A 14,911-nucleotide genomic window follows, 5' to 3' on the forward strand; every position below is an offset into this window, starting at 1 on the left:
GGCTTTCCCGCGGGCATCCGCGCGCTGCGACACCGGTGGACGACCCGTGGACGACCGGTCAGGCCTGCGCGGGCGGTGGACCCGAGGTGGTCTGCTGGTTGAGCAGGGCGATCAGGTTGTTGGCGTACCCCACCAGGATCGCGATCTGGTCTTCGTCACGGTCGATCCACCGGCACTCGGGCTCGGCATTCACGGGGACGAAGTCCTGGTGCTGTTCCCAGACGAGCAGGGTGCGTTCGGCGCCGAGCACGTACTGCTGCCACCACACCTGACGCAGGTACGAGCGCGGGATGCTGCGCCAGGCCTTGCTCGTCGTCTTGATCTCGGCCAGTTCAAGGCCGCCGGCACCCTGGCCTGAACCGGTGCCGACGCCGTCGGGGGTGGCCAGGTGCCGCCGGTGGTGGGCCGCGTGGAACAGGGCCGTGCTGGGCTCGATGCCGTAGCGGCCGAGCACCCAGGCCGCGATCTCGGGCTCCCGGGCGCGCCCGTGGTCCGTGAAGCTGTTGCCGTTGAAGCTGCTGCCGTTGAGCTTTTCGTAGACGGCGGTCTGCAGCGATTTCGGGGTGGCGAGCTTGGCGACATCCGTGGCCGTGATCCCCTGGGCGCGGGCCCGCAGCCAGGTCACCCGGTCGGTGGAATCGGCAACGATGCGCCGGAGGTGCGCCGCGGCGACCAGGGGCGCCACCGGCCGGGCGTCGACGGGCGACGGATGCACCTCCTCATCGAACAGGGAGAGCAGCTGGTTCGTCACTGTTCCATTGTGCCTGTTCGCCGGGCCTGCCCACGCCGGGCGGCATCAGCCGTCGCGCTATGGCTGCGGGGCGACGGCGGACGGATGACGGTTTCGCGTCACAGCAGAGACCAAGACTGCGCATAGCCGGTTCATAGCCAACACTCGGATACTGGTAATCATGAGCACTAGCGAGAACGAGCGAGCGGTCCGCGCACCGCGCCTGACCAGGGCGGACGGCAGCGCCATCCGGGTGCTCGTCGTCGACGACGAACCCACGCTGACCGATCTGCTCCAGATGGCGCTGCGCTATGAGGGCTGGGAGGTGCGCACGGCTGGCGGGGGGCGTCAGGCGCTCACGATCGCCCGCGAATTCCGGCCGGATGCGATCGTGCTCGACATCATGCTGCCCGACATCGACGGCCTGCAGGTGTTGCAACGCGTGCGGTCGGACGGCCACGAGACGCCCGTGCTCTTCCTCACGGCCAAGGACTCCCTCGACGACCGGCTCAAGGGGCTGACGGCTGGCGGCGACGATTACGTCACCAAACCGTTCAGCCTTGAAGAGGTCGTCGCCCGGCTCCGCGGGCTCATCCGCCGGTCCACCCTCACCGTGGCCGACTCCCTGGATCCCCGCATTTCGGTCGGCGACCTCACCCTCGACGAGGACAGCTACGAGGTGTTCCGCGGGGGAGACGCGATCGAGCTGACCGCCACCGAATTCGAACTGTTGCGCTTCCTGATGCGCAACCCCCGGCGGGTGCTCAGCAAGGCCCAGATCCTCGACCGGGTGTGGAGCTATGACTTCGGCGGCAAGTCTTCCGTCGTCGAGATCTACATCTCCTATCTGCGCAAGAAGGTCGACGCCGGCCGCGTGCCGATGATCCACACGGTGCGCGGCTCCGGCTATATGTTGAAGACCGCTTCGTGACCCCGAATTCTCCCCGCGAGCCGGGCGCTCGCCGGCCACGCGCGCCGTGGACCCTGCGCCGGCGGCTGGTGCTCGCCGTCGTCGGCCTCCTCGCCTTGGTCAGCATCGGTATCGGGATGGTCAGCGTCGCCATTCTCCGTGCCTCCCTGATCGACGGCCTCGACCAGCAGCTGCAAAGCGCGTCGGACCGGTCAGGCGCCGTGATCGACGTGCGCCGGGATGCGGACGACGAGGGCGGCAACGGGGCATTCTTCACACCGACGGCGCAGATGATCCTGTCCGGTCCGGCCCAGCAGCCCGGAACGCTGGCCCTGGTCTACGACGGCTCGACCGTCACGGCCGGCTACACGGAGGAGGAGAGCGGGGAGATCGCCAAGCTGACCGGTGAGCAGGTGCAGTTGCTGGCCGAACAGATGCGGGAATCGACCGCGGTGACGGTGCACCTCGGCGAAGACGCCGGCAGCTACCGGGTCAGGGCCGACACGAACCGCAACGGCACCCTCTACCTGGTGGGCCTGCCGCTCTCCGGGGTGCAGAACACGGTCACCCAGCTGGGCATCATCATTGCGGTGGTCTCCCTGGTCGGCATCCTCATCGTCGCGATTCTGGCCACCTGGATCGTGCGGCTCGCCTTGCGCCCGTTGGTGCGCGTGACCGAGACGGCGGCGCGGGTGTCCGAGCTCCCCCTGGACCGTGGCGAGGTCTCGCTCGTCGACCGGGTACCGGCCGCCGACACCGACCCCCGCACCGAGGTCGGCCGGGTGGGATCGGCGCTGAACCGCATGCTCGACCACGTGGACGTGGCGCTCGAAACACGTCAGGCCAGTGAGCGCAAGGTGCGCCAGTTCGTCGCCGACGCCAGCCACGAGCTGCGCACGCCGCTGGCGTCGATCCGCGGCTACGCCGAACTCACCCGCCGCTCCGACCAGGAACTGCCGCCGGACGCGCTGCATTCCCTGGGGCGGATCGAGTCGGAATCGGTGCGGATGACCGGCCTGGTCGAAGACCTGCTGCTCCTCGCCCGTCTCGACGAAGGCCGGGAGCTGGTCAGCGGCCCGGTCGACCTGACCAGCCTGATCGTGGACGTCGTCAGCGATGCCCACGCCGCCGGCCCGGGACGGGTGCTGGGCCTGGAGCTGCCCGACGAGCCGGTGGAAATCGTCGGTGATGCCGCGCGGCTGCACCAGGTGTTCGCCAACCTGCTCGCCAACGCGCGTATCCACACGCCCCCCGAGACCACGGTCGACGTGGCCCTCGCGCGCCAGAACGACCGCGTCATCGTGACAGTGACGGATGACGGCCCCGGCGTCCCCGGGAACCTCCGGGCCACACTGTTCGAGCGTTTCGCCCGCGGCGACAGCACGCGCTACCGGGGAACGGGCAGCACGGGCCTCGGCCTGGCCATCGCCCACGCGGTCGTGGCCGCGCACCAGGGCGAGATCGAGGTCGAGAGCCGCCCAGGTTTCACGTGCTTCCGCGTCTCCCTCCCTGTCGCTCTCGCCTGACCCCGTCCCGTGCCGGTGCGTGGTCTGCCCGGTTCGCCATGCGAATTCGACGGAGATTTTGCTCCAGAAAGGTTTTGAACCCGAAACCGGCCATTTCGGGCAAAATCTCCGTCGAATTGGTTCAGGGGCGGGTTCAGGAGTCGCAGGCGGGCAGCGGGAGGCGGGAGGCGGGTTCGGGGATGCAGTGAACGGATGCCGATTTGCACCGGCCTCCTCCGTCCCGTATCGTGGGCGAAAGCCAAAGACCGCCGGTTATTGCCGTGTAGAAATGCACTGGCAATCGAAGGTTCATTCACGTGAACGGCCCGCGCAGGATTCGAAGTCAGACTGCATTCTTCCGGAATGCGTTCCCAGCTCCGGCGCCTGCGCCGGAGCTTTTTTCATGTCTGCTCCCCGGGCTACCGGCACATGAAACCAAGAGGAGCGCCATGGCGAACAAGGAAGCAACGGTCGCCGAGCTTACGGAGAAATTCCAGAGCTCGACCGCCGTTCTGCTCACCGAGTACCGCGGTCTCACTGTTGCGCAGCTCAAGTCGCTGCGCGTTTCCATCAGTGCGGACGCCACGTACGCCGTGGTGAAGAACACGCTGACCAAGATTGCGGCGAACAACGCCGGCATCACGTCGTTTGACGACGAGCTTGTCGGTCCGTCCGCAATCGCATTCGTTCACGGAGACCCTGTCGCCGTTGCGAAGACCCTGCGTGCCTTCACCAAGGCAAACCCTCTCCTGGTAGTGAAGGGTGGTTACTTCGACGGTAACCCGCTCACCGCCGCAGAGGTAGGCAAGCTCGCCGACCTCGAGTCCCGCGAAGTGCTGCTGGCCAAGCTGGCCGGCGCATTCAAGGCCTCGCTGTTCGGAGCCGCATATCTGTTCAACGCACCGCTGTCGAAGGCTGTTCGCACCATCGACGCGCTGCGTGAGAAGCAGGAGTCCGCGAACTAGGCATCTGCCTGGCATCGCGGTGAGTAACTAAGAAACTATAGGGAGAAAAATCATGGCAAAGCTTTCCACCGAGGAATTACTCGAACAGTTCAAGGGCCTCACCCTCATCGAACTCTCCGAGTTCGTCAAGGCGTTCGAGGAGACCTTCGAGGTCACCGCCGCTGCACCGGTCGCCGCTGCCGGCGCTGCCGGTCCCGCCGCCCCCGTTGAAGAGGTCGAAGAGCAGTCCGCTTTCGACGTCATCCTCGAGGCTGTCGGCGACAAGAAGATCCAGGTCATCAAGGTTGTGCGCGAGCTCACCAGCCTGGGCCTCGGCGAGGCCAAGGCCGTCGTCGATGGCGCGCCGAAGGCCGTCCTCGAAGGCGTTTCCAAGGAAGCCGCTGAAAAGGGCAAGGCTGCTCTCGAAGCTGCCGGCGCCACCGCCGTCCTCAAGTAGTCGGGGCCCCGCGAGGGGTTCTCTACTTCTCGTAGAGGCGTGACGGCGCAAGCCGTCCACACAGAGAAGGCGTCGCATCCATCGGATGCGGCGCCTTCTGTCGTTATGCCCGTTCCGTCAGGCCCGACGCACGGTGTCAGCCCCCGTGGGTGAGCCGTGGGCCGCTGGTGCTCGAGCGGATGACCAGGTTCGTGGGCAGCCGGGTCAGGTGATCCTCGTCGCCGTGCTGAGTGGGGTTCTCCAATTCCGTCAGGAGGGCCTGCACCGCGAGCCGGCCCTGTGTGCGCGGGTGCTGCTCGAGGGTGGTCAGACGGAACATATCGGCATACGGATGTCCGTCGATGCCGATCACGGACAGGTCGGCCGGCACCTGGATGCCCAGTTCCCTGGCGGCGACGATCAAACCGATCGCGATCTCGTCGCTCGCGGCGAAGACCGCGGTGGGGCGGGTGCGCGGGTCGCCGAACACGGCGAGGCCCACCTCGTAGCCGCCCGGCATCGTGAACTCGCAGGCGTAGAACAGGCCCGAGCGTTCGGTGGGCAGGCCGGCGGCGCTCATGGCGGCGTAGAAACCGGTGAGCCGGTTGCTGTGCACCTGGAAGTCCATCTCGTCTTCTTTGCTGCCGCCGATGTGCACGATGTCCGTGTGCCCCAGGCTGAGCAGGTGCTCGGTGGCGAGCCGGGCCGCGGCAACGTCGTCGATGGCGATCGTGTCCACGCCGCGGATGGGTCCGCCGATTCCGACCAGCGGGCGGCCCAGACGGTGCAGCAGGGTGACCTCCTCATCGCTGAGCGCCACACCGACTGAGATCACTCCGTCGAAGCGTTTGCGCGCGAGGAAGTACTCGAAGACCCGCTCCCGTTCGGGTGAGGGTGCCGGCAGGTTGTAGAGGGTCATGTCGTATCCCGCGTCCAGCAGCGCCTGTTCCATGCTTTCCAGAACCTCGGAGAAAAACCAGCGGCTGATGAACGGGATGATCACGCCGATGCTCTTGGTTCGGCCGGTGACGAGGCTGGCCGCGTTGGGTGAAGCGACGTAACCGATCTCCCTGGCTGCGGCGATGACCTTGATCCGGGTCTGCTCCGACACATAGCCACGACCGCTCAGGGCACGGGAGGCTGTGGCCTTCGCGACGCCGGCGAGGCGTGCGACATCCGCAATTGCGCTCATTCCAGCCTCCGCCCTTGGACCCGTTTCCAACACTGTACAGCTCTGGCAGGCCCGCTGGAACCGGTTCCACTATATCCGCCGGAATGCGACACGTCCCGCGGAACGAACTTTCGAAGGTGTCGTGGCGGGAGTGCGATCTTTGCCATTCCGTGACAAATCTGGTCTTGCGATTCGGCCCGGCGTACCGTAACTTGTGGTGTGGAACCGGTTCCTTATCTGATCGTTTTCGGCACACAAGCTGTTCCTGCAGCACCTGGGTGTTTGTCCGGGGATATCCCCGGCGCATCTTCATCAAACTCAACGAGGAGGAAAAATGCGGTCATTCCACCGCCGAATCACAGCACCCATCGCCATTGCGGCGATCGCCGGTCTGACCTTGGCCGGCTGTTCCGGTGGCCCCGGCAGCACGAACACCGACTCCGGAGCTGAAGGCGACGGCGTCGTCTCCGTCTACGGCACCATCGGTGACACCGAGGCCAAGCTCCTCGAGAAGTCCTGGGCTGCCTGGGAAGAAGAGAACAACATCGACATCCAGTACGAGGCGTCGAAGGAGTTCGAGGCTCAGATCGCCATCCGCGCCCAGGGTGGCAGTGCTCCCGACATCGCGATCTTCCCGCAGCCCGGACTGATGGCAGACCTTGCCAGCCGCGACTTCCTCAAGCCTGCCCCGAAGGCCGTCGAAGACAACGTCGACGAGTTCTGGTCCAAGGACTGGAAGGCCTACGGCACCGTCGGGGACACGTTCTACGGCGCGCCACTGATGGCCAGCGTCAAGGGCTTCATCTGGTACTCCCCGGCTAAGTTCACCGAGTGGGGTGTCGAAGTTCCCGAGACCTGGGACGAACTCCTCGCCGTGACGAAGACTATCCAGGAGAAGACCGGCAGCGCTCCGTGGTGCGCCGGATTCGGCTCGGGCGACGCCACCGGCTGGCCGGGCACGGACTGGGTCGAAGACCTCGTCCTGCGTCAGGCCGGAGCGGAGACCTACGACAAGTGGGTTGCCAACGAGATCCCGTTCACGGACCCCGCAATCAAGGCCGCCTTCGACTCCGTCGGAGAGATCCTGCTGAACCCTGCCAACGTCAACGCCACGTTCGGTGATGTCCGCTCGATCAACAGCACCCCGTTCGGTGACGTGGCCACGCCGCTCGCCGCAGGAACCTGCGCGCTGCACCACCAGGCATCCTTCTTCGACGGCTTCATCACGGATGCCGGCGGAGAGGTCGGTCCCGACGGTGACGTCTGGGCCTTCATCACCCCGGCCGAAGAGGCCGGCAGCCAAGCCGTGACCGGTGGTGGCGAGATCGTCGCCGCATTCGCGGATGACGCCGACACCCAGGCCGTTCAGACGTACCTCTCCAGCGACGACTGGGCGAATAGCCGGGTGAGCCTCGGTGGAGTCATCAGCGCCAACTCGGGTCTTGACCCGGCCAACGCGAAGAGCCCCATCCTGCAGGAAGCCATCAAGATCCTTCAGGACCCGGAGACCACCTTCCGCTTTGACGCCTCCGACCTGATGCCCGGCTCCGTGGGCGCCGGCACCTTCTGGAAGGGAATGGTCAACTGGATCAACGGAGCCCCGACCGACGAGGTTCTCACCAGCATCGAAGCCGGCTGGCCCTCCAGCTAGTTCAATTCGGAACCAGCTCATCTAACAGCACCACAACCGTGCGGGTCGTCCTCCTGAAAAGGGGCGACCCGCACTCCCCTGCTGGTGTACCGTGGCGGTAGTTTTCCGCCCCACCAGCAAACTGTGAGCCCGCAGTCGTACTCGAGAGGTTTCATATGTCGGCGTTCCTTGCCTGGCTGGCTGACTTGCCGCCCCTGGTCCAAGTCCCCATCATCATCCTCGCGTTCGTCGCCCTGGTGGCCGCGATCCTGTTCTTCGTCGAGATAGCCCCGCGCAAGGGCACCGGCTACACCGTCATCCGTCTCGCCGTCTGCGTCGCCGCCCCGCTGCTCATCCTGCTCGCCGCGGGATCGTACTGGTGGGCCATCGCCGCGGCCGCCGTTCTCGGCGGAGTCTTCTTCATCGTCGACTACCGCTCACGCTCCGGCGCCGGCTACCTCTTCCAGCTCTTCGGCTTCCTCGCTCCGGCCATCTTGCTCCTCATCGTCGGACTCATCATCCCGACCATCCAGACCACGGTGCAGGCGTTCATGAACTCCCGCGGAACCGAGTTCATCGGCCTCGACAACTTCGTCTGGGTGTTCACCCAGCCGGAGGCCATCCGCACGGTGCTCAACACGATCGTCTGGGTGCTCATCACTCCGCTCGTGTCTACGATCGCCGGCCTGGCCTACGCGGTCTTCATCGACAAGAGCCGCGGCGAGAAGTACTTCAAGATCATGGTCTTCATGCCCATGGCCATCTCTTTCGTCGGGGCGTCCATCATCTGGCGCTTCGTCTACACGGCCCGGCCGGCCGACCAGAACCAGATCGGCCTGCTCAACCAGGTTGTGGTGTGGTTCGGCGGCCAGCCCGTCGACTTCCTCGCCAACGCACCCTGGAACACGGTCTTCCTGATCGTCGTGCTGATCTGGGTGCAGACCGGATTCGCCATGGTCGTGCTCTCCGCCGCCATCAAGGGCGTGCCTGCTGAGCAGATGGAGGCCGCCGAACTCGACGGCACCAACGCCTGGCAGAAGTTCACCAACGTCACGGTGCCTGGCATCCGCGGCGCCCTCGTCGTCGTGTTGACGACGATCTCTATCGCCTCCCTCAAGGTCTTCGACATCGTCCGGACCATGACCGCAGGCGCCAACGACACCAGCGTCATCGCGAACGAGATGTACACGCAGTTCAAGAACTTCGAGCAGGGCCGGTCCGCCGCCTTCGCCGTGATCCTGTTCCTGCTCGTGCTCCCGATCGTCGTCTACAACGCCCGCCAGATTCAGAAGCAGAGGGAAATCCGATGAGCGCGATTCTTCCGGTTGAGCTCCCCGTCGACAAGAACACCAAGAGCCAAACTCGCCGAGGCGAGCGCCGTCAGGAGTTCGCGGCGGCCAAGCGCACCAAGAAGCGGTTGACCAGCCGAGGCGCCACGATCGCGGCGCTCGTGATCGCCGTGCTCTGGACCGTTCCGACCTTCGGGCTCTTCGTCTCCTCCTTCCGCCCGGCGCAGGAGGTACGCACCACCGGCTGGTGGACGCTCTTCTCGAACTGGGGTCTGACCATCGATAACTACAGCGATGTGCTCCAGGCCGGCAACAGTCAGCTGAATCTGGCCGGTGCGTTCATCAACTCGATCGCGATCACCCTGCCGGCCACACTGCTGCCGCTGATCATCGCCAGCCTCGCGGCCTACGCATTCGCCTGGATCGACTTCCGCGGCAAGAACGTGCTGTTCATCGCGGTTTTCGCGCTGCAGATCGTTCCGCTGCAGATGGCCCTCGTGCCGCTCCTGCAGTTCTTCTCGCTGGGTGAGGTCTTCGGCTTCCCGGTGGTCTCCTCGATCAGCGACGCCGGCGGCTACTCGCAGGTGTGGATCGCGCACACGATGTTCGCCCTGCCGCTCGCCATCTACCTGCTGCACAACTTCGTGTCGGAGATTCCCGCCGACGTCATCGAGGCGGCGCGGGTCGACGGCGCCGGTCACGGGCAGATCTTCTTCCGCATCGTGCTGCCGCTGACCATGCCGGCGATCGCATCCTTCGCCATCTTCCAGTTCCTATGGGTCTGGAACGACCTGCTCGTGGCGCTCATCTTCGCGGACGGTGCGGTGGCCCCGATGACCAAGCTACTGGCCGAGATCACCGGTACCCGAGGCCAGGACTGGCACCTGCTCACTGCCGGCGCGTTCATCTCGATCCTGGTTCCGCTGATCGTGTTCTTCTCCCTGCAGCGCTACTTCGTGCGCGGCCTGCTGGCCGGTTCGACGAAGGGCTAGCCGCATCAGCGACTGTGCCCGTACCGCCGCTGGCGCCCACCCGGGCCGCCGGTGTCCGGAACGGGCACATTTGTGTGCCGCGCGGGAGTTTAGAGTGAATTCATGAGTGGAATGCACGGTGGCGGCGGCGGTCGACGGGGGCGGGTCAGCGGCGCGGATGTCGTGGCGCAGCGGGCCGAGAACGCCGAGGCCCCGCGCATCCCGAATCTGCTTCGCCGGATCATCGGCCTGTTCGCGCCGCACCGCGCGAAGCTCACGGTCACCGTGGTTCTCGTATTCATCAGCGCGGCGCTCTCCGTCGTGCCGCCCCTGCTCGTGCAGCGGGCCTTCGACGAGGGGCTCTTCCCGCCCGGCGGCAGCCCGGACGTGCAGCGTCTCGCCGTGCTCGTGGGGGTGATGATCGCCATCTACCTGGGGACGCAGTTGCTCGGCGTCTGGCAGACCTGGCTCACCGCCACGGTCGGCAACTCGGTGATGGGTGCCCTCCGGGTGCGCCTGTTCACCCACTTGCAGGCGATGGAACTGAGCTTCTTCACGCGAACGAAGACGGGCGTCATCCAATCCAGGCTGCAGAACGATGTCGGCGGCGTCGCGAGCGTGCTCACCAACACCATCTCCAGTCTTCTCGGCAACGCCGTGACCGTGATCGCGGCGCTCGTCGCGATGCTCCTGCTGAGCTGGCAGCTGGCGATCGTCGCCATCATCCTGATGCCCGTGCTCGTCTTTGCCCAGCGCCGGGTCGGCCAGGTGCGGGCCCGCATCGCGTCCAGGACGCAGGAATCGCTCTCGGATATGACGGCGATCACGCAGGAGACGCTGAGCGTGTCCGGCATCCTGCTCTCGAAAAGCTTCACCCGTCAGAAGACCGAGATCCATCGGTATGCCGGCGAGAACGCCAACCAGGTCAAGTTGCAGATCAGCCAGCAGATGAGCGGCCAATGGTTCTTCGCCACGGTGAGCATCTTTCTGTCCAGTATCCCGGCGATCGTCTACCTCGTGGCCGGTCTGCTGATGGGCAGCGGAACGACCGACATCACGGCGGGCACGATCGTGGCCTTCACGACCGTGCAGTCACGGCTGCTGTTCCCGCTGCTCGGCCTGATGCGCGTCGCCCTCGACCTGCAGACCTCGAGCGCCCTGTTCGCCCGCATCTTCCAGTACCTCGACCTTCGGCCCGCGATCCGCGACGCCCCCGACGCCGCTCCGGTGCCGGCCCGCGGCGAGGCCGTCGGCCGGGTCGCCTTCGACGGGGTCACCTTCGCCTACCCGGATGCCGGCGCGGAATCGCGTCCCACCCTGGACGACGTCTCCTTCACGATCGAGCCCGGCCAGTTCGCGGCCTTCGTCGGCCCGTCCGGGGCAGGCAAGACCACCGTGTCCTATCTGATCCCGCGCTTCTACGAGGCCTCGGCCGGGCGGGTACTCTTCTCCGGCGTCGAGGTGCAGGGCCTCCAGCAGCAGTCCCTCGTCTCCCACATCGGCATCGTCAGCCAGGAGACCTACCTCTTCCACGCGACCATCGCCGAGAACCTCCGTTACGCGAAACCGGAGGCGACGGATGCCGAGCTCGAGGCCGCGGCCCGGTCGGCGAGTATCCACGACACGATCGCATCCTTCCCCGCCGGCTACGACACCCTGGTGGGGGAGCGCGGCTACCGGCTCTCCGGCGGCGAGAAGCAGCGCATCGCCATCGCGCGGGTGCTGCTCAAGGACCCCGAGGTGCTGATCCTCGACGAGGCCACCAGCGCCCTCGACGCCATCTCCGAGCGCGTCGTTCAGGCGGCCCTGGACACCGCTTCCCGCGGGCGTACGACCATCGCCATCGCGCACCGGCTGTCGACCATCGTGTCCGCCGACGTCATCTTCGTCGTCGACGCCGGCCGGATCGTAGAGAGGGGCACCCACGCCGAACTGCTCGCCGACGATGGCGTCTACGCGCGGCTGTACTCGGAGCAGGTCACGTCGCCGACGCCCACGGCACCCACTCCGCTCACGCCGATAGAGTTGACCCGGCTCGAATCCGTGACGAAGAACCCTCGATGAAGGACTCTCGATGAAAATTGCCGACACCGTTCTCGACCTCATCGGTGACACCCCCCTGGTCAGGCTGCACAAGGTGACGGCTGACGTCAGCGCCACCGTGCTGGTCAAGCTGGAGTACCTGAACCCGGGCGGCTCCGCGAAGGACCGCATTGCGGTGCGCATCATCGATGCCGCCGAACGGGACGGCCTCCTGCTTCCCGGCGGCACCATCGTCGAGCCGACCTCGGGCAACACGGGCGTCGGCCTCGCTCTCGTTGCCCAGCAACGCGGCTACAAGTGCGTGTTCGTGCTGCCGGACAAGGTGGGCGAGGACAAGCGCAACGTGCTCACGGCCTACGGCGCGGAGATTGTGGTGACCCCGACATCCGTCGCCCCCGACCACCCTGACTCCTATTACAGCGTGTCCGACCGGCTGGCCCGGGAGATCCCGGGGGCTTTCAAGCCCAACCAGTACTTCAACCCGAACGGCCCGCTCAGCCACTACGAGACGACCGGGCCCGAGATTTGGCGCGACACCGACGGCACGGTCACCCACTTCGTCGCGGGCGTCGGCACCGGCGGCACCATCACCGGTACCGGACGGTACCTGCGCGAGGTCTCGGGAGAGAGCGTGCGCATCATCGGCGCCGATCCGGAGGGCTCGGTGTACTCCGGTGGCACCGGCCGGCCGTATCTGGTCGAGGGCGTGGGCGAGGACTTCTGGCCGGGCGCCTACGACCCGGAGGTCGTGCACGAGGTGATCGCCGTCTCCGACGCCGACTCCTTCGCGATGACCCGCCGGCTCGCCCTCGAAGAGGGCATTCTGGTCGGCGGCTCGAGCGGCATGGCCGTCGTCGCAGCCCTGCGCGCGGCGAGAACCCTCGGCGCCGACAACACCATCGTCGTGCTGCTGCCCGACGGCGGGCGCGGCTACCTGGGCAAGATCTTCAATGACGGCTGGATGCGCAGCTACGGTTTCAGCAACGCGCCCGCCGGGCACACGGTCGGCGACCTGCTCTCGTCCAAGACCGGCGCCCTGCCGCCGTTCGTCTACGTGCACCCCAGCGCCACGGTGCACGACGCCATCGGAGTCATGACCGAGGCCAGCGTCTCCCAGGTGCTGGTGCTCACCGAAAAGCCCCCGGTGGTGATGGGCGAGGTCGTCGGCGCGGTCGACGAACGCCGGCTGATGGAACTCGTCTTCTCCGGCGAAGCGAAACTGGCCGACCGCGTCGGCGAGTTCGTCGGCGACTCCCTCCCGCTGATCGGGGTGAACGAGCCCGTCGCGGCCGCGCGCGCCGCCTTCGCCGGCCACGATGCGCTCCTCGTCACAGACGGCGGCAAACCCCTCGGCGTCATCACCCGCCACGACCTGCTCACCTACCTGAGCGCCTGAACAGCATGACTAAGGACGAATCAATGGCTCGCACACGAAACTTCGACACCATCGCCATCCACGCGGGGCAGGAATTCGACCCGACGACCGGCGCCGTGATCCCGCCCATCTACCAGACGTCCACGTATGTGCAGGAGAGTATCGGCCACCTGCGCGGCGGCTACGAGTACAGCCGCGGCGGCAACCCGACCCGCACCGTGCTTGAGACCCTGCTGGCCGCGCTGGAGGGCGGAAAGCACGGCCTCTCCTTCGCCAGCGGGCTCGCCGCGGAGGACACCATCCTGCGCGCGCTGCTCGCACCGGGCGACCACATCGTGCTCGGCAACGACGTCTATGGCGGCACGCACCGGCTGATCAACCGGGTGCACGGTGCCTGGGGCATCCTCAACTCCACCGTGGAGATGAGCGACCTCGCCGCCGTCGAACAGGCCATCATCCCGGGCGAGACGAAGATCCTCTGGGTGGAGACGCCCAGCAACCCGCTGATGAAGGTCTGCGACATCGCCGCTCTGGCCCGGATCGGCCACCGCTTCGGCGTGACCGTGATCGTGGACAACACGTTCGCCTCGCCCGCGCTGCAGCAGCCGCTGGCCTTGGGGGCCGACGTCGTCGTGCACTCCACCACGAAGTACCTCGGTGGCCACTCCGACGTGCTCGGCGGCGCCCTGATCATCAACGACGACGAGCTCGCCGAGAAGGCCCAGTTCCTGCAGTTCGCCGCCGGCCCCGTCTCGGCCCCGATGGATGCCTGGCTCACCGTGCGCGGAATCAAGACCCTCTCGGTGCGGATGGACCGCCACTGCAGCAACGCCCAGGCGATCGCCGAGCACCTGCAGGGCCACCCGGCGATCGACCGGGTCTACTACCCCGGCCTGCCGACGCACCCGGGCCACGAGCTGGCGAAGAAGCAGATGAGCGGCTTCGGCGGCATGCTGTCGATCTCCTTCGTGGGCGGCGCGGCCGCGGCGCGTTCCTTCGCCGAGGCCACGCAGCTGTTCCAGCTGGCCGAATCGCTCGGCGGCGTGGAATCGCTGGTCAACTACCCCTCCGAGATGACCCACGCATCGGTTCGCGGCACCGAACTCGAAGTGGCGGACAACATCATCCGTCTGTCCGTGGGCATCGAAGGCGTCGCCGACCTCATCGACGACATCGACCGGGCGCTCGCGGCCGTCTAGGTGGACAGGTCCGTACAGCCGCGGCGGCCCTGGCTGCCGTGGCTGATGCGGCATCGCGGCTCAGGGAGATTACCTCCGCTTCGAACGAATTCGACGGAGATTTTGCCAGGATCAGCAGGAAACACGCCCAGAAGACGGTTTTACACCACAATCTCCGTCGAATTGGTTCGGAACAGGACACCGCGCTCCGATTGGGACTCACTCCTCGAGCCTGACGGTTTTTGCACGGAGTGTGTCTTTTTTTTGCCATTTCCGCCGTACCCCCGGTGCGGCAGCACGGTCAGATGACCACTTCCTCTCAGGCTCTGTTCCTGCAACCGGCTGTTCCTGCAACCGGCTGTGCCGGCGACGGATGCCGCGCCGGCCCGAGGCGGCAGCCTCGGCCTGGTACAGGGCACGGCCCCGTATATCGCGGCGGTGCTCGGCACCGGCATTCTCGCACTGCCGGGCTTGGCCGGCACTGCGGCCGGGCCGGCGTCCCTGGTCGCGGTGTTCGTCGTCCCCCTTCTGTCGATCCCGCTGGCCAGCACGTTCGCCGCCCTGGCGGCCCGCTATCCGGACCCCGGCGGCGTCGCCAGCTATGTGCGCCGGGCCCTCGGCCCGACCTGGGCACGGATGACCGGGTACTCGTTCTTCTTCGGCGTCGGCACCGCGATCAGCCTGTTCGTGTGGGCCTTCGCGGGCTAGGAGGTCGGCACGCACATCGCG

The 14,911-nt window shown here is 66.6% G+C and carries 13 protein-coding genes; 11 read left to right on the forward strand and 2 right to left on the reverse strand.

Going from position 1 to position 14,911, the window contains the following annotated elements; genetic code table 11:
- Positions 1-58 precede the first annotated feature (58 nt).
- On the reverse strand, positions 59-715 hold the full coding sequence (locus E3T40_RS06440; protein ID WP_370287887.1) for a YqaJ viral recombinase family protein: 657 nt from the start codon (positions 713-715) through the stop codon (positions 59-61).
- A gap of 196 nt (positions 716-911) precedes the next feature.
- Between E3T40_RS06440 and E3T40_RS06445 the strand changes: the two genes are divergently transcribed.
- The 4 genes from E3T40_RS06445 to rplL all read left to right on the forward strand — a co-directional run bounded on the left by E3T40_RS06445 (position 912) and on the right by rplL (position 4,546).
- Complete coding sequence (locus E3T40_RS06445) at positions 912-1,661, forward strand: response regulator transcription factor (protein WP_134542941.1); 750 nt, start codon at positions 912-914, stop codon at positions 1,659-1,661.
- Positions 1,658-3,166, forward strand: coding sequence for a cell wall metabolism sensor histidine kinase WalK (locus tag E3T40_RS06450; protein WP_134542942.1), 1,509 nt, complete (start codon positions 1,658-1,660; stop codon positions 3,164-3,166). Before E3T40_RS06445 ends, E3T40_RS06450 begins: the two co-directional genes overlap by 4 nt.
- A gap of 428 nt (positions 3,167-3,594) precedes the next feature.
- Complete coding sequence (gene rplJ, locus E3T40_RS06455) at positions 3,595-4,110, forward strand: 50S ribosomal protein L10 (protein ID WP_104100771.1); 516 nt, start codon at positions 3,595-3,597, stop codon at positions 4,108-4,110.
- A 52-nt stretch (positions 4,111-4,162) separates the two neighbouring features.
- A complete protein-coding gene (rplL, locus tag E3T40_RS06460; protein ID WP_104100772.1) occupies positions 4,163-4,546 on the forward strand; it encodes a 50S ribosomal protein L7/L12 in 384 nt (127 codons plus the stop codon).
- 136 nt (positions 4,547-4,682) lie between these two features.
- On the opposite strand, the gene E3T40_RS06465 is transcribed toward rplL, so the two are convergent.
- Positions 4,683-5,717 carry a LacI family DNA-binding transcriptional regulator gene (locus E3T40_RS06465; RefSeq protein WP_104170398.1) on the reverse strand — a complete coding sequence of 345 codons (1,035 nt, stop codon included), beginning with the start codon at positions 5,715-5,717 and terminating at the stop codon, positions 4,683-4,685.
- 313 nt (positions 5,718-6,030) lie between these two features.
- Here E3T40_RS06465 and E3T40_RS06470 point away from each other — a divergent pair, with 313 nt between their 5' ends.
- The 7 genes from E3T40_RS06470 (at position 6,031) to E3T40_RS16965 (ending at position 14,890) form a co-directional block, all read left to right on the forward strand.
- Positions 6,031-7,347, forward strand: a complete 1,317-nt coding sequence (locus E3T40_RS06470; RefSeq protein ID WP_104100774.1) for an ABC transporter substrate-binding protein — start codon at positions 6,031-6,033, stop codon at positions 7,345-7,347.
- Between the two features lie 155 nt (positions 7,348-7,502).
- Positions 7,503-8,636, forward strand: a complete 1,134-nt coding sequence (locus E3T40_RS06475; protein ID WP_104170399.1) for a carbohydrate ABC transporter permease — start codon at positions 7,503-7,505, stop codon at positions 8,634-8,636.
- Positions 8,633-9,607, forward strand: coding sequence for a carbohydrate ABC transporter permease (locus E3T40_RS06480; RefSeq protein ID WP_104170400.1), 975 nt, complete (start codon positions 8,633-8,635; stop codon positions 9,605-9,607). The genes E3T40_RS06475 and E3T40_RS06480 overlap by 4 nt, the downstream gene beginning before the upstream one ends.
- 102 nt (positions 9,608-9,709) lie before the next feature.
- Positions 9,710-11,650, forward strand: coding sequence for an ABC transporter ATP-binding protein (locus E3T40_RS06485; protein WP_134542943.1), 1,941 nt, complete (start codon positions 9,710-9,712; stop codon positions 11,648-11,650).
- Between the two features lie 10 nt (positions 11,651-11,660).
- Positions 11,661-13,025 (forward strand): cystathionine beta-synthase, encoded by a 1,365-nt coding sequence (locus tag E3T40_RS06490; protein WP_134542944.1) that lies wholly within the window; start codon positions 11,661-11,663, stop codon positions 13,023-13,025.
- Positions 13,026-13,048: 23 nt separating this feature from the next.
- Positions 13,049-14,203, forward strand: a complete 1,155-nt coding sequence (locus E3T40_RS06495) for a cystathionine gamma-synthase (RefSeq protein WP_104170403.1) — start codon at positions 13,049-13,051, stop codon at positions 14,201-14,203.
- Positions 14,204-14,542: 339 nt separating this feature from the next.
- Positions 14,543-14,890, forward strand: coding sequence for an amino acid permease (locus E3T40_RS16965; protein WP_241981688.1), 348 nt, complete (start codon positions 14,543-14,545; stop codon positions 14,888-14,890).
- The last annotated feature ends 21 nt before the right edge of the window (positions 14,891-14,911 follow it).

Source organism: Cryobacterium sp. TMT1-19, assembly GCF_004403055.1.
Classification (GTDB): Bacteria; Actinomycetota; Actinomycetes; order Actinomycetales; family Microbacteriaceae; genus Cryobacterium; species Cryobacterium sandaracinum.